Here is a 19,571-nt window from a genome sequence, read left to right as displayed (position 1 = left end):
CGGTTGTGAGCGTAGCTAGAACTTAGGCGCCATCTTCGCCAGTGTCGTTGTCGTAGTTGTTACCACCAACAACGGTTGCATCAACGAGGTTGTACTGCAGGTTCGCACCCATCACGATGTCCTGATTGAATGCTTCCATGTCTGCAGACTTGTCAGCGGACGCTTCAGCAGTACCAGCAACGGAACCGTCATCTTTGTTACCGGAACCCCAATCGCCATCTGCGTTGTCAGCATCGATACCGTCTTCGGTCCGTGCGCGACCACCAGACTGCGTCACATCAGCATCATAGCTTGCGTCATTGGAGACGGTTGGGCTTGACAGACGATCGTTGTCCACCAAGTCGCCGATCTGCGAGATGTTGAAGGCAGCGTCGTTACCAGCACCGTCGGCGTAAACATTGACGTCATCGCCAGGATTATAATCGACCGAGCTGTTGTTCTGGGCTGCGAGGATCGGAGCGTTCACATCATCATCAATGTCGATGAAGTCATTATCTTCCGGACGCATCCAGTCTTCTGGCAGAAGATCCTGAATGGTGATGTCGATGTCGTTACCGTTCTCGACTTTGTTGTCAACGTCGGTCTTGACGTCGGTATCAACGTCAGTCTTGTTTGCGGCTAGGGCACCGGATTCAGAGGATTGAGCCTGACCTTGGTCCTGACCCTGGCCCTGATCCTGTCCTTGGCCTTGATCCTGTCCTTGGCCCTGAGCTTGTCCCTGACCTTGGTCCTGACCCTGACCCTGTTCGTTCTTGTTTTCGCTTTCTACCTTGTTGTCGACGTCGTTATCGTTCTGGTTGCTCTGGAGCGAAGCTTCATCGATTTCCACGTCGTCAAACTTCACATCTACATCGAAATCAGCATCTTCAACTTTGATGTCATCGAACAAAATATTGGTATTGCTGTTGTTACGACCCAAAACCATGGTCTTCTCCACTTTTTGTGGAGTGATCAAGAACGCACCGTCTTCTTCGCGTGTGCTTTACTCTCGTCACTCTTCTTATGTTGTGGGGCTTTTTAGTACTCACCCCGGCTCAGACACAGCTCTCCCGTTCTTGGAAATGACCAAGCCGTCTTCGAAATTTTGTGAAGGTCGGACAGCGCGATGTTTTTCTTCTTTTACGCGCCTAACGGTTCGTTGTGTCTCTCGTTAACCTCGCGACTTCTTTTTTCAGCCGAAGCTGGTTGGTCCGTTGGTAACGAGATCAGTAAAACGCCCGCCTTCCGTTAAGTCAACGTAAAATTCGATTATATTTTTACGTTAGCGTAATACAAAGTTTTAACTATAAAAACATGGTTAACACTTAAGATTTTAGTGAGTTTAATCGCGTAAGGCCCTCACAATTCCTAGGAGATTTTTGTGATTTAACAGGAACTCCAGCTGCGCCAGGACCATTGACAGAGCGTGATATATGAAATTCGAAGTAAAAAAGCTCAGGAGAGACCGCGATCAAGTGACAAGCGCCAAGCAGCAACTACTCTGGGGTCGTAATTCAGCAGTTCAACTTCGTTTGACGGCGAAAATACATCAAATATCTCGTAGGAATCCAGCACGCTTTCTTCGTTTTCTACTTCCGGCTGCTCCACATCAAAGTACAACGAAAACACTTCTGGGTCGGCCAACACTTCACAAAAGCGCGCGCCCATTTCCCACCCTTTCAAGAAAGCCTCTGACTGCCTTACGCTTTCCTGGCTCATCAAATCGCCGATGGCTGGATCATCTATGCCGGTAATCTCCTGCCACACCTTTACCTGCAGCACCCCGACAAGATCCACATCCTGGGTGTGTCCTTCGACCCGGGCCATGCCGTCAATGACATGTCCGAGGAAGCCGATGGCAAAAGGGCGATAGAACAACGCGGGATTTGAGCCATACCGGTTCCTGGCTTCTGCCATGAAGGGCCGCAGCCTCTTGGCAATCCGCTTGACGGGGGCATGGAGCGACTGCCCCATTCGAAGCTTGCTGGACAGGCTGCGAAGAAAAGACCGAACACCACCCATCCCTCTCCCCTCGCGAAGTCACAGGAAAACTATTTGATGAAGCAATCAAGGTGCCTCACTTTAGATGGAAATGGCTTTTGCCGTAACACAGACAAAAGTGGGCTTAAATATAATGACAAAACTGCCCCCAACACCCGACTTCGCTTCGATTGAGGCCGCAGCCGACCAGACCTCGGAGCAAAGGACACGCTTTCTGGCACAAATTGGCACCCTGAATTTCAGTTGGTCCAACAATGAGAGCCTGTTTGTTTATGTGATGATGCTTTTGCTGGGCATCGATCAGAAATCAGCCGCCATCATTTTCTTTACGCTCAACACCTCCCGTGCGCGCCTTGATTTGGTGGCCCGTCTCAGCAAGGCGAACCTGCGCAATGAGGCGGTTCGCAAGGAACTCACTTCGCTGATCCGCAAGTTTGAAAAGGTCACTCGGATCCGCAACGAACTGAACCACTGCATGTTTACCTTGAGCGACCAAGGAGCCATTACCCACACCCATTCCATGCGCATTACGGAGACAAAGGATCAGGTCTTTCTTGGGCGTGTGCGCCCCGTCAACGCCAAGCGCTTTCAGGAGATTGACGAGACAATCGCCAACCTCAAGAGCTTCAATCGCGACTTTTGGAGCTTTCTTCCAAAGCTGGAGAAGGCCATGACCTCTCCAGCGCCTCAAGCTTGAGAAGGCGCATCAGTTTGGTTCCCGTCCGTTTTGATGTGTCCATGGCTTGTCTTGCGCCAGTGGTGTGGACGCCACCAAAACTCAATGGCCGCCTTGTAACAGGCCCAGCTGCCCAACAACCAATAGGCGGGGATGGTGAGCATCTCGAACAAAGTTGGATTGAAGCCCCGATAGTTGGCCCCACGCCATATGCTGAGGATTGATCCCCCAAGGCTGATGAGAAAACTGGCAATCCCCAACGTACCCAAGAAAACCAATATGGCGGAGCTGATGCCGTCTCGTACCACCATATAGCCGACATAGCACGCCGCCACGATTGTCCAAGGTGCCACCAACAGGCAAAACAGCCCGCCGACCAGCCAAAGGTAGAAAACCGCAGCGCTTTTTACCCCCAACTCCTGCCAGAGACGCCACGGATCACGCAGATGCACCACGGCGGTCTGCATCCAGCCCTTGTGCCAGCGCGTGCGTTGGGCCACCCAGGCCTTCACCGTTAGCGGGGCCTCTTCGCGGGTGGTGCTGCTCAACGTTTTCACCTGATACCCCTTGCGAGCCAGCCGCACGCCAAGGTCTGCATCCTCCGTCACATTGAAGGGGTCCCATCCGCCGACATCCTTCAAGGCAGCAACCCGAAAGTGGTTCGACGTTCCCCCCAATGGCAACAGGACACCGCGGCGGGAAAACCAAGGCAGGATCACATCGAACAGTGCAGCATATTCGAATGCAAACTGGCGAAGCAGCCACCCCTTTTGAGCATGGTCAATGAACAAGGAGGCTTGCAGACAGGCTGTTGTGTCCGGGGCTTGGGCAAAGGCGGCGGCAGCACGCTTGAGCTGGTCGGCGTCAGGCCGGTCCTCTGCATCAAAAACCGTGATGAGGTCGCCTCGGGCAAGCTGCAACCCCACGCCCAGCGCCCTTGGCTTGGTGCGCGGGCGGCCATCTGGCAGTGCGATGACCTTCATGTGCGGTTCGATCAGCTTGTTCAGTCTGGTCCGGGTTTTGGTGTCGTCTTGCTCGGTCAAGAACAGAATCTCGAGCCGGTTCTTGGGATAGTCCAACCGTGACATGGACCGCACAAGCTGTTCGCAGACGGCATCCTCATCGTAGAGCGGCACCAGAACCGTATAGCGTGGCAGGTCGAAGAGCGGGCCAATCGGCACGGAAGGCTCCTCATCCGCGCCCAACAACTTGTGCTCCTGTGCGGCACTCAGGCGTATGACCCCCAACGCGATTGCCAGCAGCTTCACAAACAGCGAGAGAATTCCCAGAACGTGCCAGATGGTAAAGAAGGCGGCGATGGGAACTAACCCGGTGAAGGAGAACAAGGTCTTTTGCCCTGACGAAAGGCGCTTTTGCGCTGAATATTCTTCACCCGCCTCCGCAAGCGCGGCCGTGCTGTGGCCGGTATACACAAGACGGCGCAGCTCAGATGGCGTGACAACGACCATTCGGTAGCGCTTGCCCAGTTCTCCTGAGGCCACCCGAGCCAGCACGTCAACCTGAGCGCCGATGGGCGCAGCAGCAAGAACAAGGCGCTCATTCGCATCTCTGGCAGGCACCAACAGCAGGCCCTCAATCCGCCTTGGGCGTTCGCTGAACAGCGCATCACACGCCACCCGCAGGGCGCCGGTTTGCGCAAACCGCAGGTTCAACTTGCCCGCCAGAACGAAGTAATAATGCGAGGTGGAGAGTTTGGCCTGCTCTGTCAGCACCAGACTGAGCGGCTTGCCCAGCAACTTCATCTGCCGAAGCCCCTCCAACATATCGATGTCGGTCACATTGCATTGCCGCAAAATGGCCAGCTCCAGCGCAGACACGCTGAGATACCGTTGCGGCGTGGACTGTGCCGGTCGGACCTTGGGCATCATGGCAACCGGGGACATGTCGGCCTCACCGCTCATGAAATGCCCGCGCTTGGTCATGGAATTTTCCAGCCCCTCAGCCTTCCGGGAGGACTTAACAAACAGGCTTCGTAAAAACAGTGCATTGGACAGCTTTCGCTTGCCGCCGTTCACCAGTTTTTCTGATCTTTCCCATATGCTGGCATTCACCTAGTATCTCCTTCAGTGTGGAGCCAAGGGACTTGTTGGTAAGAATGACAGCGCGCCGTAGCTTTAAATTGATAATTGTATCACTGTGTTTTTTATATTCCCTGATTGTGATGCCCTCTTTTGCAGTGTCCCAAACTCTCCCGGGTAAAAAGTTGGAGGCACCGCGTCTTCCGTCCTTTGTGGAACCGCAAAGCCTGTTTTCCAGCAATGCAAAAAAGCCGGACAAGATCTCCTTCATGGCATCGGATGATTTTCCGCCGTTTGCCTTCCGCGACAGTTCCGGTCGGCTGGTCGGCTACAATGTGGATCTGGCCCGTGCCATCTGCGAGGCGCTGGAAATTCCATGCAGCCTGACCGTGAAGCAGTTTTCGCAGATGATCCCGGCTCTCGAGAGCAAAGAGGGAGACGCTGTCATTGCCGGGGTTTCCATCACACCGGATACCCTGCAAAAGGTAGCCTTCTCTGAAGTTTACATGCGCTTTCCCGCACGTTTTGTCATGGCAAAGGACAAAGCCATTGCCCCCCTGCCCAATACGCTGGAGGGCAAGACGGTCGCGGTAGAGGCAGGTTCAAGCTACGAAGCGTACATTGAGCGGTTCTTTCCGCTGACCATTTTGAAAGCCTTCCCAACCACAGAACGCGCCCGTCAGGCACTTGTGCGCGGCGATGCTGATGCGCATTTCGGCGACAGCATGCGCTTGTCATTTTGGCTTGAAAGCGAGGCCTCGGCCAATTGCTGCCGTTTTGCCGGGGATGCGTGGCTCGACCCGGATTACTTCGGGCAAGGCATGGCCATCGCGGTGCGCAAGGAAGATGAGGTGCTTCTGAGCTCCATCAATCTCGCACTTGCCCGTCTTCAGGAAGATGGCCGGCTGGATGAGCTTTACCTGCGTTACTTCCCGCGCAGCTTCTTCTAGGTGTTGCCGGACGCCGGAGCTTCCTTGTCTGGATCTGCCTCCGGCTTTTCCCGGCGCAAGTAAGCGGCAAATGGCAGCCACAAAGACCAGCCAAGGCGGCGTGGCTCTGGCCCGCCATATTGCGTCAAACCAATTTCAAGGCCTAACTGCCCCTTCTTTGGTTCGTGGGTGTATGTGCCAAACAGGTAGTCCCAGAACGGAAAGTTGAAGCCGTAATTGCTGTCGGTTTCGCCTCGGATCTTGGAGTGGTGGATCCGGTGCATGTCCGGTGTCACAATGATCTTGCGCAGGATACGGTCTGCCCGAAGGGGCAGCTTAATGTTGGCGTGGTTGAACATGGCCGCCGCATTCAGCACCACCTCAAACACCACCACAGCAACCACAGGCGCACCGAGCAGTACAACCAAAAGCGCCTTCCACACCATGGAAACAGCGATTTCCAGCGGGTGGAAACGCAGCGCCGTGGTTACATCGAAATGCGGGTCCGCATGGTGAACCTTGTGCATGTGCCACAGAAACGGAATCTTGTGGCTCGCCCAGTGTTCGAGCCAGATAAAGAAGTCCAGGGCGACAAAGCAGATGATCCCCGCGATCACCGGATCTACCGGCACCACGTTAAACAGGCCCCAGCCCATTTCTTCTGCCCAAAGCGCACTGCCAACCGCCGCCACTGGCATGACGAAGCGGAGCATCGCGGAGTTCACCACGGACATGCCCAGGTTAGTAACCCAGCGGCGTTTGCGGTCCTGAGGTTCTTCCCGGCGCGGGATGGCGAGTTCAATGAGCACCAGAAGTGCAAACACCCCCAGAAAGATGCCGAGCCGAATTGCGCCCTCATTGATCATTGTCTGCTGCTCCCGATTTGTCTGCCGTACCCTGTCATCTCTCAATTCCATAGAAATTGGTGCCGGGTTTTACAATTCACATATGGTCAATTTAAATTTTTCGGCTACAACGCGAACATGACTGAAATTCTCTGGACACGGCCTGAAGGCCCTTCTCATGCAACCTTCGTGTTTGCCCACGGTGCGGGCGCTGGCATGGACTCCAACTTCATGGAGCGCTTTGCGACAGCTGCTGCCGCCAATGGCCTGAGTGTTGCGCGGTTTGAATTTGACTACATGGCCAAGCGCCGGGTCACTGGCAAGAAGGCTCCGCCTCCTCGTGCGGACAAGCTGGTTGGTGAGTACCAACGCGCGGTGCAAATGGTGGCCGAGCAGAGCGAAGGCGCCATTCTGATCGGCGGCAAGTCCATGGGCTGCCGCGTTGCGGCCATGTTGGCGGGCAGTGGCTCGGTGCCAAAGCGTGTTACAGGCATCGTCTGTCTGGGTTACCCGTTCCACCCGAGCGGAAAGCCTGAACCGGAAAACTGGCGTCTTCAGCCTCTTCAGGAGGCCAAGCGCCCGGTCCTTGTGCTTCAAGGCGATCGTGACCAGTTTGGCTCACAGAGCGAGCTTGCAGAAGTCACCCTGCCAGAGCACGTGAGCCTGACCTACCTTGAAGACGGCAACCACGACCTTGCTCCGCGCGGTGCGTCTCCTGCCACATGGGACGGCAACATCAAGCAGGCCGCCGAGGCTGCGGCAACCTTTGCCCAGAGCCTGACACCAGCTTGAGGCTCCGCCTGTTTTATCATGTGACAAAGCCCGGAATGATCCGGGCTTTTTGCTTTTGTACTCACAAGGCTGTCCGCATCTACCGGGTGCAGCCGAAGCCGGGGCACGGCGTTGTGCAGGCGCCGGATTTCAAGCCACGCAATAGCACAGCAGCGCAGCCAACCTACTCTGCCGGTTCCACATGACCATCAGAGCCCTGCCCACCCCGCAGCGACAGGAAGCTGGAAACATCGTTCCCGATACCGATCAGCGCCGGTACGATCACCAACACCAGCAATGTGGAGGCGGCAAGGCCAAACACCACCGTAATTGCCATGGGCATGAGGAACTGCGCCTGAACGCTGGTTTCGAACAGCAGCGGTGACAATCCGCCGATGGTGGTGCAGGAGGTTAGGATAATGGCACGCAGGCGGTCCATGGACGCGCCTACTGCCGCATCCTCCAGCGAGTTACCGAGGGAAAGTCGGTCTTCATATCGGGCAACGAGAATGATCGAGTTGTTCACGAGGATCCCGGCCATCCCGAGAAGCCCGATGATCGACAGGATCGTCAGTTTGAAGCCGAGGAGATAGTGACCAACGATGGCTCCCACGATGCCGAAGGGGATGATGGACATGACCGCAAGCGGCCTCGTGTAGCTGGCAAAGACCGCTGCCAGAATGAGATAGATGATGGCGACGGCCAGAACGGCTCCCAGCATCAGGTCGGAGAATGCGGCACTTTGCTCTTTCGCCCTGCCATCAAACGTGTAGTCGATGTTGTAGAGGTCTTGCAGGTTCGGCAGAGTGCTTTCTTCCAGTTTGCTGGAAATCTCGGCGCGACTGGTCACATCCGGGTCCACATCCGCCACCACACTCACGGTGATTTTGCCGTCGCGGCGCAAGATCAGGGAGTACCCCTGCTTGTCCCGCAAAGACACGACTTCTGTCATGGGCACGAACTCGCCATCCGGAGAGCGCAGATAAAGATCCCGCAATCCGGCCAGTCCCTCGCCGTTGTTGGTCTGGCGCACCTTGACCGTGATTTCTTCATCGCCCTCTGCAAAGCGACGGGGTATGGCGCCTTCAATTGCATAGCGCACCTGACGGGCAGCGCTTTCCACCGTGAAGCCCAGCGCCCTGCCCCGATCGGTGAGCGCCAGCACCAGCTCCGGCTTGCCATAGGGCAGATCGTCCTCAACCCCGGTCACGCCCGGGAATCCTGAGAGCGCGACCTGCAAGATGTCCGCTGCTTCTTTCAGGTTTGCCAATGAGGTACCCGTCAACCGAATGTCGAGATCTTTGCCGGGAGGCCCGCCACGTGTTTGCTGAATGGCAATGCGGGACAACTCCGGCATCTGTGGGATCGCCTTGCGCCATGCAGTGACGATCGTCGGTGTGCGCACGTCCCGCACCTCTGAGGAGGTCAGCTGCACGTTCAGCCGTGCCACGTTGTCGCCGCGGTTGTTGCCGCTTTGGCCAAGGGTCGTGAAAGTCGCTTCGATCAGTGAGTTCGGGTCGCCCCCAGACAGGTCTGACGCCACTTCGTAAAGCGCGTCTTCAATAAGTCCGATGTTCTCACGGGCTTTCTGCTCCGAAATGCCGGAGTGGAAGGTGATGCTTGCCCGAATATTCTCGGACTCCGGAGAGGGGAAGAAGGTGAAGCCCACACGCCCCCCCTGCATCATGCCTACTGACAGGATCAGCGTGGAAATGGCCACGGCAACTGTGATGTAGCGGTACTTGAAGGTTGCGCGCAAAAACGACTGTACCGGCTTGTCACGAAACCATGCAAAGCCCCGATCAAACGCTTCACGGAACCCGCCCCGGTCATTGTGGTCAAGGCCCATGCGTTCCTTGCGCTGGCGCATGATCATCAAGAGCGTTTCAAGGGCCAGTGCAAGACCAAAGAGCGCCACCATCAGGGCAAGTTCGAAGGTGAAACCAAAGGTCTGCTTCAGTCCACCGATGCTTGCGGCCAGCGGTTTCAGCCAGGGCGCGATGGAGGCTGGATCTGCTGCAGCAATGGTCAGCAGGAACACGGCAGGTACGGCTCCAACAAAGATCACGCGCCACCAGCTCCAACCTGGCTTGGAGTTCAGCGAGTGCGCCAAATGGCCGGGCAAAACAAAGAAGCACTCCAGCAGACTGGCGATTACCACGGCAATCACCACCACGGGAAGCACACCCATGATCTGACCCATGGTGTCGCCCAGCATGAGAATGGGGCCAAAGGCAGCGATTGTGGTGGTTCCAGCCGCAATGATGGGCCAGAACATGGTGTTGGCTCCCAGGATGGCGGCTGTGATGGGCGGCTCGCCCCTGCTCGACAAGGTCGCCGTGTGTTCCCCCACCACAATGGCGTCATCCACGATCACCCCAAGCATCATGATCAATGCGAAACAGGAGATCATGTTGATACTCTGTCCCAGCCCCCACATGATGCCGAGGGTCGCCATGATGGCCACCGGAATACCGGCGGCAACCCAGAACGCCACTCGCGCATTGAGGAAAAGGAACAGGACCGCAATCACGATCAGGAGACCGCCAAGGCCGTTTTTGACCAGTAGCATGATGCGCCCTTCCACCCGGTCGGCGGAAACGTTGTACATGACCAGTTCAAGGCTCTGCGGTAGCTGCGGCCGGATTTCTTCCAGATACCCCTTCACAATGGCGGAGGCTTCCAGCGTGTCCGAGTTTTCAGCGCGTTGAATACGCAGCTCAATGGCCGGGTCCTTTCGTGAAAGACCAAGCACGTCATCATCGTCAAGGTTGCGTTCCACGCTGCCAATGTCCGCAAGCCGCACCTTTTCGCCGCTCGGAAAAGTCTTGACCGCGATCTTGGCAATGTCCATCGGATCGGAAGTATCCGCGACCGCGCGCACCTGCCGTTCCACCGCACCTGTCAGGTTGCCAGCAGGAATGTCCTCGGAGTTCTCCTCAATGCGGCTGGCGATATCCGCCACGGTCAGGTTGAGGCGGCGCAGGTTTTCTTCCGGCACCTCAACCAGATACTCCTCATCGCGCATCCCGGTAATTGTCACCTTGTCGATACCCCGCGCGATGAGATCATCGCGGATGTCTTTGGCAAAGATCTTCAGTGCCTGTTCGGTGAACGGCCCTCTAAGCGCAATGCGGGCAACGTTATCATAATAAGCTGCGAAGGAGACTTCTGGCGTGTCCGCGTCGTCCGGCAGCGTTGTGATGGAGCTGACGGCCTGCTCCACATCGGACAGCGCCTTTTGCATGTCGGTCCCCTCGATAAAATCGAGAGAAATGGTGCCGCCACCTTCCCGAGCGTATGAGGTCACCTCATCCAGACTGTCAAGAAAGCGCAGCTCCGGTTCGACAGCAGCCAGAATGTTGGCTTCCACATCTTCGGCGCTGGAGCCGGGCCATGAAATGCTAACCGTGATGGAGCTTGTGGTGATGGTTGGAAAGAACTGCGTGTTCAACTTGACGAGAGCAAACACCCCGAAGAGCACCAGCACGGTCATGAGCAGATTGGCAGCATTGCGATGGCGCACAAACGCGCCAATCAGGCTGACCGTAGACTCTCTGGCCTGAAGCATGGTTCAGGGTCTCCCTCATCTCTTCGTCAATCACTCAAACAGATCAATTAGTGCCCGCGGCCTGTTCACTGACTACGCGCAGTTTTAGGCCCGGCCCAGCTTCGGGAATGCGAGAGGATACCAACCGCTCACCGCTTTGCAGGTCTCCGCGCACCAAAATGGCATTGTCGTCAAAGGCGAGCGGCTGGACATCACGCCGTTCCATGCGGCTGTCCGCATCGATCACATAGACCTTGTTGCCGTCATAAAGGGCTTCTTCGGGAATACGGGCCACGCCGGTGTAGGTGCGATCCGGCAGCTCTACCTGCACGAACGCACCGGGTCGGATCAGAAGGTCCTTGTCCTCAAGTGACAAGCGCGCAAAAACGTCGACGCCGCCGCGCGAACGGGCAATGTCCGCCCCCGCGCGTTCAATCACGGCGTCATACTCCAGCGGCGTGTCTCCAATGTTCCAGATCACTTTCACCGGACGGCCCGCCAACGGTTCCCTGTCGGCCAACAAGCGACCGTACTGGGCATCGGACAGGGTGAAGCGCACCTCCAGGAAATTGCGGTCATAGAGCACGGCTACCACGTCATTCTGGTTGATCATGCGGCCCATTTCCACGGCCTCTGTGCGCACCACGCCTTCAAACGGTGCCAACAGGGTGGTGTCCTCAACGTTGCGTTCTGCCTGTTCAAGCTGCCATTGCGCCCGTTCGATCGCCGCTTTCTGCTGCTCGATCTTGGCTTCTTCCACTGCCAAGGTGTTAAGCGTCTGTTCCAGGTTCTGCTGTCTTTGCGAAAGGATCAGCTTGCGTTCATCCACGGACCGCTCTGTTGCAGCGCCGCGCTGAAACAGCTCCTCTACACGCACCAGATCGCGATCTGCGAACGCAACCTGTTCTTCAATACGCACAATGTTGTTCTTCTCGATGCGAAGCTGGCTTTCCAGCTGAACGAGGCGGGCTCGTGCTTCCGCCAGTGTGGCCATCGCTTCCGTCCGCGCCCCTTCGTAAGAGAATGGGTCGATCTGGAGCAGCGCTTCGCCAGCGCCAACCACTCCGCCAGAGCGAAGATTTGGGCTCACCATGTCCACTTCGCCGCCCACAAGCGCCCGCAGATCCACTTCGCGCCCCGCGACCACCTCTCCATAGACGGTGAGCAAGGGGGCGTAGTCTCCGATCTCGACCGCCATGGCCCTAACGGCAAACTCCCGTTCGGCGGCAGGGCGCGTTGCCACTTCCGGCTTGGTCGCGATCAGATAGCGCATCCCCATTACGGCGATCATCAGAATAACCAGCGCAATCAGCCCTTGAAGGAAGGCCTTTCCCGTTTTGACAAGAGGTGACCGGCGGTGATGAGTGGGCGTGTTTGCAGTGCGTGGCTGAAGAGCATCTGCACCTCTGTTTTGTTTGGCCTCATCTTCCAACGAATTCAGCATACCACGGGCCTACCGATCAAATAGCTTCGCCTGTCCTTGTGATGACGACCGTCACCACGGCGAGCAACAGCTCAAGTGTTTCACTAGGTTTCTACATTAGTTGCCGCAGCTTGGATTATCCAGCAAGCTTTAAAGTGTGACAAAGTGTAAATGCACCTAGGAAGTTTGATGTAAAAAAGGGCAGATCCGAGGATCCGCCCTTCACATCTTCTTGAGCTGCGCCAATCGATTAGGCCTTGAAGACCACTTCCGGGTCCAGATTGTAATCCGTACCGCAGAAATCGCACTTCACCGCGATGGCACCTTCCTCAGTCATTTCGGAACGATCCTGCTCGCCCAGCCCCTGCAGCATGGAGACAATCTTGTCTTCCGAACAAGTGCAGCGATCACTCATCACGTGCGGTTCGAACGCCTTCACACCGCGCTCGTGGAACAGCCTGAACAGCAGCTGTTCAACGGGCAGGGCCGGATCGGTCAGCTCCACATCCCGTACCGTATCCACCAGCGAGCGCGCTTCCAACCACGCATCATCCTCGTCGATCTCGTGCATCTCGGTGCCATGCGGGGCGTCGCCCGGATGAATGTCGGCCTGTCGCATCCGCTCGGGTGAATGGGGCAGGAACTGCACCATGATGCCCCCTGCACGCCACTGGTGCGTGTTCGGGCCTTCGTCCTGACGGGTCAACACTTCGCCCACGGCCAAGCGCACACGGGTCGGAATCTGTTCGGAGCGCAAGAAGTAATCGTGCGCTGCCTCTTCCAGAGAAATGCCGTCCAGCACCACAATGCCCTGATAGCGGCTTGGGTATTGGCCTTGATCGATGGTGAAAGCCAGATGGCCGCGGCCCAGCAGGAATTCCGGACGGAAGTCCTCCTTGGCGGCGACTTCTGCCACTTGGTTGGCGTCGAAGGTTGCGGTTGCGCGCAGGCCATCAGGCGCGTTGAAGTCCACCACCATCATGGAGACCGCCCCGTCCGTCTGGGTTTGCAGCGTCAAACGCCCGTCAAATTTCAAGGTGCTGCCCAGCATCGCAGTCAGCGTTACCGCCTGTGCCAGCAGCTTGTTCACCGCCTCTGGATAGTTGTGACGGCCCAGAATGCTGTCCAGCACCGGGCCAAGGGTCACTGCCCGGCCACGAACATCCAAGGTTTCAACGGCGAACGGAACGACGGCGTCATCTCCGGCCAGCGGTTGATTGGCAGTTGAGTTCTGATCCACAGTATATGCCTCCGGCAGCAAGTCCGCTCCCCCACACACCTCAATCAAGCCGATGCGCGAGGTCGGTTGTCTGCCTCTCGTTCTATCAAAATTGGGCTCGTTCACAACCAAAGGGTCGTGTCGCGTTTGCGATGAGCCAGAAGGCAGTAAAATAGGCACTGCCCTCCAAATTACTAGGGTGGCGGGTGTTACGCACGCCAGCGCTCACGCGCGGTTATGCCGGATCAAAGGTCGTTTGTCACCTTCTGACCCGCACCAACTTGCTGTTTGGCACCGAGATGTGAAAAGGGCCGGTGCTCATTTCCAGCCCGGCCCCCTCAACTCAGTCTTTGGCCTCAACTTTCGAGGCCGCCTCGGAAATCATTTCAGTGAGCAGCCTGATCTCCTCTGCCGTGATTGTCATCGGCGGCATGATGCGCAGCACGTTGTCTCCGGCGGGCACTGGCAGCAGTCCCACCGAGCGCATGGCCCCGAGCACTTCAGCCACCTGCGGTTTGCACTTCAGGCCCAGCATCAGGCCAGAGCCGCGCAGCTCCTCAAAGACCTCGGGATGACGGTCGACCACTTCCGCCAGGCTTTGCTTCAGCAACAGGCTCTTGTTCTGAACACCTTCCAGAAAGCCGGGTTCTGTCACCACCTCCATCACCGCTTTGCCAACGGACATGGCCAAGAGGTTGCCGCCATAGGTGGTGCCGTGCGTACCGGGCACCATGGCAGAAGCAGCTTCATCCGTTGCCAGGAAGGCTCCAACCGGAAAGCCACCGCCAATGCCTTTTGCAATGGCCATGATATCTGGCGTGATCCCTGCCCACTCATGGGCGAAGAGCTTGCCAGTTCGGCCCACACCGCATTGGATCTCGTCCAACACCAAAAGCAGCCCGTGCTCGTCACACAGTTCACGCAGGGCACGCAAGAATGAAAGTTCCACCGGGCGAACGCCGCCCTCGCCCTGCACAGGCTCGATCAAGATTGCCGCCGTCTCAGGGGTGATCGCTGCCTTCACCGCCTCCAGATCCCCCAAAGGCACCTGGTCAAAGCCTTCCGGCGCCGGGCCAAAGCCTTCAAGGTACTTTTGCTGTCCGCCTGCTGCCAGCGCGGTCATGGTCCGGCCATGGAACGCGCCTTCGAAAGTGATGACACGAGACTTTTCCGGATGCCCTTGCGCATAATGGTAGCGGCGCGCGGTCTTCAGCGCACCTTCAATCGCTTCAGCGCCGGAGTTACAGAAGAAAACCCGGTCCGCGAACGTATTTTCGACCAGCAGAGCGCCAAGCTCTTCCTGCCCCTTTACCTGATAAAGGTTTGACACGTGCCAAAGCTTGCCGGCTTGTTCCTGCAGCGCCTCAACAAGTTTGGGATGGGAGTGCCCCAATCCGCTCACCGCAATGCCAGAGGCGCAATCCATGTATCGTCGGCCATCGGTCGCAATCAGCCAGACGCCTTCACCGCGCTCGAACTCGATGTCCGCGCGTGCATAGGTCTGAAAAAGCGACGAAGTCGACATTAGGATACTCCCTTTTGGAACGGCCGGGCCGTTGTGAGCGAAACCATTTTTTGCTCAGATTGTGTCAGGAAAGATCGCCACCAACAGCGATCAGGAGGATTAGAACCTCAAGGTTAAAACCCAAGATATTTCACTTGTCAATCATCCATGCCTCGAGCTTTTCTCTTGTAAACTCAAGTTCAAACTCTGGATTTACCTGCCTCTTGCCCCACGGGCCTTTCAGGCAAACTCTGCTCTTTCCGCCTTTACCAGCCCTGAGCGCGGTCATCACCAGAGTTCTGCACAGAACACAGTTTTAAGCCCTGCGTTTTGCTGTGAAAAGAGCCGGAAAACAATATTTGCCACTTTTGTTTGACGTTCGTGCTGATAGTGTTTAAGGGTCTCAGCGTCAGACGAGAGGGCCAGCCAAGCGGCGGTTTTTCTGGCCTTTTGAAGCTTGGAAACACCTGTGTTTCCGGGTCGTGTATTGCTGGCAATCTGCGGAATTGGAGGGCTTGTAGCGCCTTGCCTATTCTGGGGAAAAGGATGGTCATCCCCATATCAGTATGGAGGCCTCCTTGCTCAGCCAAGTCGCCATATAGTATGGTGCGGCCTTAGCGATACATCATCTCGTATATACTGTTGCTGCAGATGTTGTGCCCGGGGTAAGGGCCAAACGAGAAAACTCGGCACTGCAATGACTTGCGCAGCAAGACCTAAGGGAAGACGGGGGCCTATTTATGAGCTGGACGACAGAACGCGTGGAACTCTTAACCAAACTTTGGGCAGAGGGATTAAGCGCCAGCCAGATCGCAGCGGAACTCGGGAATGTCACCAGAAACGCCGTAATCGGTAAAGTACATCGCCTTGGCCTTTCCGGTCGGGCCAAGTCTTCTAGCTCAACCGCAAAGCCTCGCCGTGCAGCAGCGCCAGCAGCCGAAACTGCTGCAAAGCCAGCCGCTGCCATAGCAGAGAGCGCGCCAGCAGCGGAAGCACCCATCGCAGTTACCAAGGTTGCGGCCAGCGTGCAGCGCCGGACCATTCAACCCGCTGTCGCAGGTGCGACCGCGTTGAAAATCACGCCGGAAGAAGACGACATTGTCGGCGATCTCACCCCAGTTGCAGCCACCGAAGTGGTTGTTCCTGTGTCTGAGCGTGCTTCAATTCTGACGCTGACCGAACGCACCTGCAAATGGCCAATCGGCGACCCGACGGATGAGGACTTCCACTTCTGCGGTCACTCCTGTGATGCCGCCTCTCCTTATTGCGAGTATCATCGCACGATCGCGTATCAGCCGGTTAACGACCGTCGCAGAGAACGCAAGAGCGCCTGAGCAACAGCTATAAAGAATTCAAAAAGCCGCCCAATGAGGCGGCTTTTTTACTACATCCATCATGGCCCTGAGCGCTTACGCATGTTCGGCGGCCAGCCAGTTCTGCAATTCACCCAATGCCGCTTCAGGAACCCCAGCACTTTTCAGAACTTCAGCAGCAAAAGTCACAGGGGACGTTCCGGCCGCAGTAACAACTCGGTCGCTGGATACTGCCTTTGGCGTTTCCTTGTAATTTTCTGCGCCGTTGTAGTCCGTCACGTGGGTTTGCAAAAACTCCAGAGCATTGGAGGTGTGGGCGACACCGTTCAACAACCCGGCACGTGCGAGCGCCAATGTACCTCCGCAAATACCCGCGATGGTCGCGCCCTCTTTGTGACACCGGGCCAGAAGATCAGCAATATCCGGAGCGCTTTCGGTTTCCCAAATGCTGCCGCCGACGACAACAACAACCTCAGGCTTCCAAGCTGCCAGCTCATCAAGCCCGTGAGGCACCATGGCCTTCAACCCGCCGAGAGAGGTAACCTCGCCTGCTCTATGGGCAAAAAAACGCGTTTCCGCTCCATAGTAAGGACCGCCAGTACCCGCAATCAGCGCATACTCCCAGTCGGCAAACCCTTCGGTCAAAATCAGAGCAACCTTTGCCATCATATCTCTTTCACAGCTCGCATAAAGACGCGTGCCAGTGATCACTGTTCGGCAATCCTGTCAAGCTAATGGTCTGCCGCCCCACAAGTGTTGGCGCGAACCATACGCCGCAAACTATCCGCAGCGTCTCCCATTATGAGAGAAAGCCCGCCATCTTTGACAAGGAAGAGTGTCGGCGTGATCATCATTGGCCTTGCCATCGTGTTGCAGGCAACCCGGGCGCATTTGGAAAAGCGGCGCCTTACGACAAAGGCGGAGGCCGGTATGCAGGGACATGAGGCGCAAGGGTTTGGCCAGCAGCGCCGGGCGAGCCTATGAAAAACCCCGCCACGATGTGACGGGGTTCTTTCTTTTGCCTTTCAAAATGCTGTGCCCTGCTCTGTCTGCGGCAGGCACCCGCATCTGATCAGCTGTTCAGGAACTGGTCATTGAAGGCGTAGCCTGCACCGCGAACGGTGCGGATCGGGTCCTTCATCCGCCCCTTGTTGATTGCCTTGCGCAGGCGTCCAACGTGTACGTCCACTGTGCGTTCGTCCACGTAAACGTCGTGCCCCCAGACACCATCCAAGAGCTGCTCGCGGGAGTACACACGCCCCGGTGAGGACATGAGAAATTCCAGCAGGCGGAACTCAGTAGGGCCAAGGTGAATTTCCTTGCCCGTCCGATGGACCCGGTGGGTTTCACGATCCAGCTCAATGTCACCGGCCTTGAGAACGGTAGATACGCTCTCAGGTTTGGTGCGGCGCAAGATGGCACGCACGCGTGCCATCAGCTCCGGAATGGAGAACGGTTTGACCACATAGTCATCCGCCCCCGTTGCGAGACCACGCACCCGCTCAGATTCCTCACCGCGCGCGGTGAGCATTATGATTGGCATGCGTTCCGTTTCAGTCCGCGCTCTCAGGCGTCGGCACAATTCAATGCCGGAGAGGCCAGGGAGCATCCAGTCCAGAAGAAGGAGATCTGGTTGACTCTCCTGTAGTCGCAGCTCCGCCTCATCACCGCGGTCGCAAACGTCAACCTTGTACCCTTCAGCTTCCAAATTGTAACGCAGAAGAAGGCTTAACGGCTCTTCGTCTTCCACGATCAGAATTTCAGGCATTCCAGTTAGTCTCTTTCACATCAAGCACAGCTTATGGCAGCGTTACGTCAGTTTCGTCTTTCTTGGGACGATCTGCAGGCAAGTGGTCGCCAGAAACCATGAAGTAAATGTTCTCCGCAATATTGGTCGCATGGTCGCCGATGCGTTCAATGTTCTTTGCGCAGAACAGAAGGTGCGCACACATGGTGATGTTACGCGGATCTTCCATCATGTAGGTCAGAAGCTGACGGAAGAGAGAAGTGTACATGGAGTCAATCTGCTTGTCTCCTTTTTGTACCTGCTCGACAGCTTCCAGATCACCGGTGGTATAGGCATCAAGAACAGCTTTCAGCTGAGCAAGAGCCAGCTCAGCCATGTGTTCAACACCTACTGCCAGTGTCTTGTTATTGAAGTCACTCTCGATTGCCTGAGCGCGCTTGGCGATGTTCTTTGCCATGTCGCCCACGCGCTCCAGATCGTTGGAGATGCGCAGGGCAGCAAAGATCTCGCGAAGGTCGCGCGCTACTGGCTGGCGACGGGCGATGACCACGATGCAACGCTCTTCGAGCTGGATCTGCATTTCGTCCAGTCGCTTGTCTGCTTCGATGGTGCGCTCGGCAAGAGCCAGGTCATGGCGCAGAAGCGCCTGCACAGAGTCGTTGACGAGAGTTTCAGCCAAGCCACCCATCTCAACAATACGGCTCGCCAGATCCTTCAGGTCCTCATTGAAAGAGGAGACGATATGATCGCTCATTTTTTTACCTGTTAGTTGTCGCAGTTAATCGAGATGCTAGCCGAAACGACCAGTGATGTAATCCTGAGTACGCTGATCCTTCGGGTTAGTGAAGATATCATTGGTCTTACCTTCTTCCACCAGATAGCCGAGGTGGAAGAACGCAGTGCGCTGCGAGACACGGGCGGCCTGCTGCATCGAGTGGGTTACGATAACAATGGTATAGTTTTCACGCAATTCGTCGATCAGCTCCTCAACTTTCGCGGTAGCGATCGGGTCAAGCGCGGAACATGGTTCGTCCATCAGAATGACTTCCGGGGACACTGCAATTGCACGCGCAATGCAAAGACGCTGCTGCTGACCACCAGAAAGGCCAGTGCCCGGCTCATCTAGGCGGTCTTTCACTTCCTCAAAAAGACCAGCCTTTTGAAGCGATGTCGCAACGATCTCTTCAAGGTCACTCTTGGACTGTGCCAGACCGTGAATGCGCGGACCGTAAGCTACGTTCTCGAAGATGGACTTCGGGAACGGGTTCGGCTTCTGGAACACCATGCCAACGCGGGCACGCAGTTCCACAACGTCGATCTTCGGATCGTAGATGTCTTCGTTGTCGAGCACGATCTCACCGCCTACGCGGCAAATGTCGATGGTGTCGTTCATACGGTTCAAGCAGCGCAGGAACGTGGACTTACCACAGCCAGATGGGCCGATCAGGGCTGTCACGTTGCTTTTGCGCACGTTGAGATCCACACCGAAAAGCGCCTGCTTTTCACCGTAGTGGACAGTCACCTGGTTGGCGCGCATCTTGATCGGCACACCATCTTCAGTCACTGGAAGGGCGC

At 56.5% G+C, this 19,571-nt stretch carries 17 protein-coding genes; 5 read left to right on the top strand and 12 right to left on the bottom strand.

Annotated elements, in window-relative coordinates; translation table 11 throughout:
* Positions 1–22: 22 nt before the first annotated feature.
* Together Q3Y58_RS06260 and Q3Y58_RS06255 are read right to left on the bottom strand one after the other, a co-directional pair.
* Positions 23–925 (bottom strand): hypothetical protein, encoded by a 903-nt coding sequence (locus Q3Y58_RS06260; RefSeq protein WP_319621521.1) that lies wholly within the window; start codon positions 923–925, stop codon positions 23–25.
* Positions 926–1,434: 509 nt separating this feature from the next.
* The gene (locus Q3Y58_RS06255; protein ID WP_319621520.1) at positions 1,435–2,001 is read right to left on the bottom strand and encodes a hypothetical protein; all 567 of its coding nucleotides are present in this window, start codon (positions 1,999–2,001) and stop codon (positions 1,435–1,437) included.
* A gap of 112 nt (positions 2,002–2,113) precedes the next feature.
* On the opposite strand from Q3Y58_RS06255, the gene Q3Y58_RS06250 reads away from it, so the two are divergent.
* On the top strand, positions 2,114–2,677 hold the full coding sequence (locus tag Q3Y58_RS06250; RefSeq protein ID WP_319621519.1) for a hypothetical protein: 564 nt from the start codon (positions 2,114–2,116) through the stop codon (positions 2,675–2,677).
* Here the strand turns inward: Q3Y58_RS06250 and Q3Y58_RS06245 are convergent.
* The gene (locus Q3Y58_RS06245) at positions 2,668–4,728 is read right to left on the bottom strand and encodes a glycosyltransferase (RefSeq protein WP_319621517.1); all 2,061 of its coding nucleotides are present in this window, start codon (positions 4,726–4,728) and stop codon (positions 2,668–2,670) included. The genes Q3Y58_RS06250 and Q3Y58_RS06245 overlap by 10 nt on opposite strands.
* A gap of 125 nt (positions 4,729–4,853) precedes the next feature.
* Between Q3Y58_RS06245 and Q3Y58_RS06240 the strand changes: the two genes are divergently transcribed.
* On the top strand, positions 4,854–5,645 hold the full coding sequence (locus Q3Y58_RS06240; RefSeq protein WP_319621515.1) for a transporter substrate-binding domain-containing protein: 792 nt from the start codon (positions 4,854–4,856) through the stop codon (positions 5,643–5,645).
* Here the strand turns inward: Q3Y58_RS06240 and Q3Y58_RS06235 are convergent.
* Positions 5,642–6,490, bottom strand: coding sequence for a sterol desaturase family protein (locus Q3Y58_RS06235; RefSeq protein ID WP_274219320.1), 849 nt, complete (start codon positions 6,488–6,490; stop codon positions 5,642–5,644). The genes Q3Y58_RS06240 and Q3Y58_RS06235 overlap by 4 nt on opposite strands.
* Before the next feature lie 117 nt (positions 6,491–6,607).
* Between Q3Y58_RS06235 and Q3Y58_RS06230 the strand changes: the two genes are divergently transcribed.
* Positions 6,608–7,261, top strand: a complete 654-nt coding sequence (locus tag Q3Y58_RS06230) for an alpha/beta family hydrolase (RefSeq protein ID WP_319621514.1) — start codon at positions 6,608–6,610, stop codon at positions 7,259–7,261.
* Positions 7,262–7,424: 163 nt separating this feature from the next.
* Here the strand turns inward: Q3Y58_RS06230 and Q3Y58_RS06225 are convergent, their stop codons facing one another.
* The 4 genes from Q3Y58_RS06225 to Q3Y58_RS06210 all read right to left on the bottom strand — a co-directional run bounded on the left by Q3Y58_RS06225 (position 7,425) and on the right by Q3Y58_RS06210 (position 14,957).
* Positions 7,425–10,811, bottom strand: coding sequence for an efflux RND transporter permease subunit (locus Q3Y58_RS06225; RefSeq protein ID WP_319621513.1), 3,387 nt, complete (start codon positions 10,809–10,811; stop codon positions 7,425–7,427).
* Positions 10,812–10,854: 43 nt separating this feature from the next.
* Positions 10,855–12,234, bottom strand: coding sequence for an efflux RND transporter periplasmic adaptor subunit (locus tag Q3Y58_RS06220; protein WP_319621511.1), 1,380 nt, complete (start codon positions 12,232–12,234; stop codon positions 10,855–10,857).
* Between the two features lie 229 nt (positions 12,235–12,463).
* Positions 12,464–13,453 carry an Hsp33 family molecular chaperone gene (locus Q3Y58_RS06215; RefSeq protein WP_319621510.1) on the bottom strand — a complete coding sequence of 330 codons (990 nt, stop codon included), beginning with the start codon at positions 13,451–13,453 and terminating at the stop codon, positions 12,464–12,466.
* Positions 13,454–13,775: 322 nt separating this feature from the next.
* Positions 13,776–14,957, bottom strand: coding sequence for an aspartate aminotransferase family protein (locus tag Q3Y58_RS06210; RefSeq protein WP_319621509.1), 1,182 nt, complete (start codon positions 14,955–14,957; stop codon positions 13,776–13,778).
* Positions 14,958–15,676: 719 nt separating this feature from the next.
* On the opposite strand from Q3Y58_RS06210, the gene Q3Y58_RS06205 reads away from it, so the two are divergent.
* Complete coding sequence (locus tag Q3Y58_RS06205; protein ID WP_274219326.1) at positions 15,677–16,270, top strand: GcrA family cell cycle regulator; 594 nt, start codon at positions 15,677–15,679, stop codon at positions 16,268–16,270.
* A 75-nt stretch (positions 16,271–16,345) separates the two neighbouring features.
* Here Q3Y58_RS06205 and Q3Y58_RS06200 read toward each other — a convergent pair whose 3' ends face one another.
* Positions 16,346–16,915 (bottom strand): DJ-1/PfpI family protein, encoded by a 570-nt coding sequence (locus tag Q3Y58_RS06200; RefSeq protein WP_319621507.1) that lies wholly within the window; start codon positions 16,913–16,915, stop codon positions 16,346–16,348.
* 177 nt (positions 16,916–17,092) lie between these two features.
* Here Q3Y58_RS06200 and Q3Y58_RS06195 point away from each other — a divergent pair, with 177 nt between their 5' ends.
* Positions 17,093–17,233 carry a hypothetical protein gene (locus tag Q3Y58_RS06195; protein ID WP_319621506.1) on the top strand — a complete coding sequence of 47 codons (141 nt, stop codon included), beginning with the start codon at positions 17,093–17,095 and terminating at the stop codon, positions 17,231–17,233.
* Positions 17,234–17,321: 88 nt separating this feature from the next.
* Here Q3Y58_RS06195 and phoB read toward each other — a convergent pair whose 3' ends face one another.
* Genes phoB through pstB form a run of 3 tightly spaced genes read right to left on the bottom strand, consistent with a single transcriptional unit; the run spans position 17,322 to position 19,533 of the window.
* Positions 17,322–18,017 (bottom strand): phosphate regulon transcriptional regulator PhoB, encoded by a 696-nt coding sequence (gene phoB, locus Q3Y58_RS06190; RefSeq protein WP_274219330.1) that lies wholly within the window; start codon positions 18,015–18,017, stop codon positions 17,322–17,324.
* Between the two features lie 31 nt (positions 18,018–18,048).
* Complete coding sequence (gene phoU, locus Q3Y58_RS06185; protein WP_274219331.1) at positions 18,049–18,750, bottom strand: phosphate signaling complex protein PhoU; 702 nt, start codon at positions 18,748–18,750, stop codon at positions 18,049–18,051.
* A 36-nt stretch (positions 18,751–18,786) separates the two neighbouring features.
* A complete protein-coding gene (pstB, locus tag Q3Y58_RS06180) occupies positions 18,787–19,533 on the bottom strand; it encodes a phosphate ABC transporter ATP-binding protein PstB (RefSeq protein WP_274219580.1) in 747 nt (248 codons plus the stop codon).
* Positions 19,534–19,571 lie beyond the last annotated feature (38 nt).

The organism is Nesiotobacter zosterae (assembly GCF_033843645.1).
Classification (GTDB): domain Bacteria; phylum Pseudomonadota; class Alphaproteobacteria; order Rhizobiales; family Stappiaceae; genus Pseudovibrio; species Pseudovibrio zosterae.
This window is presented reverse-complemented; position numbering and strand designations above follow the sequence as displayed.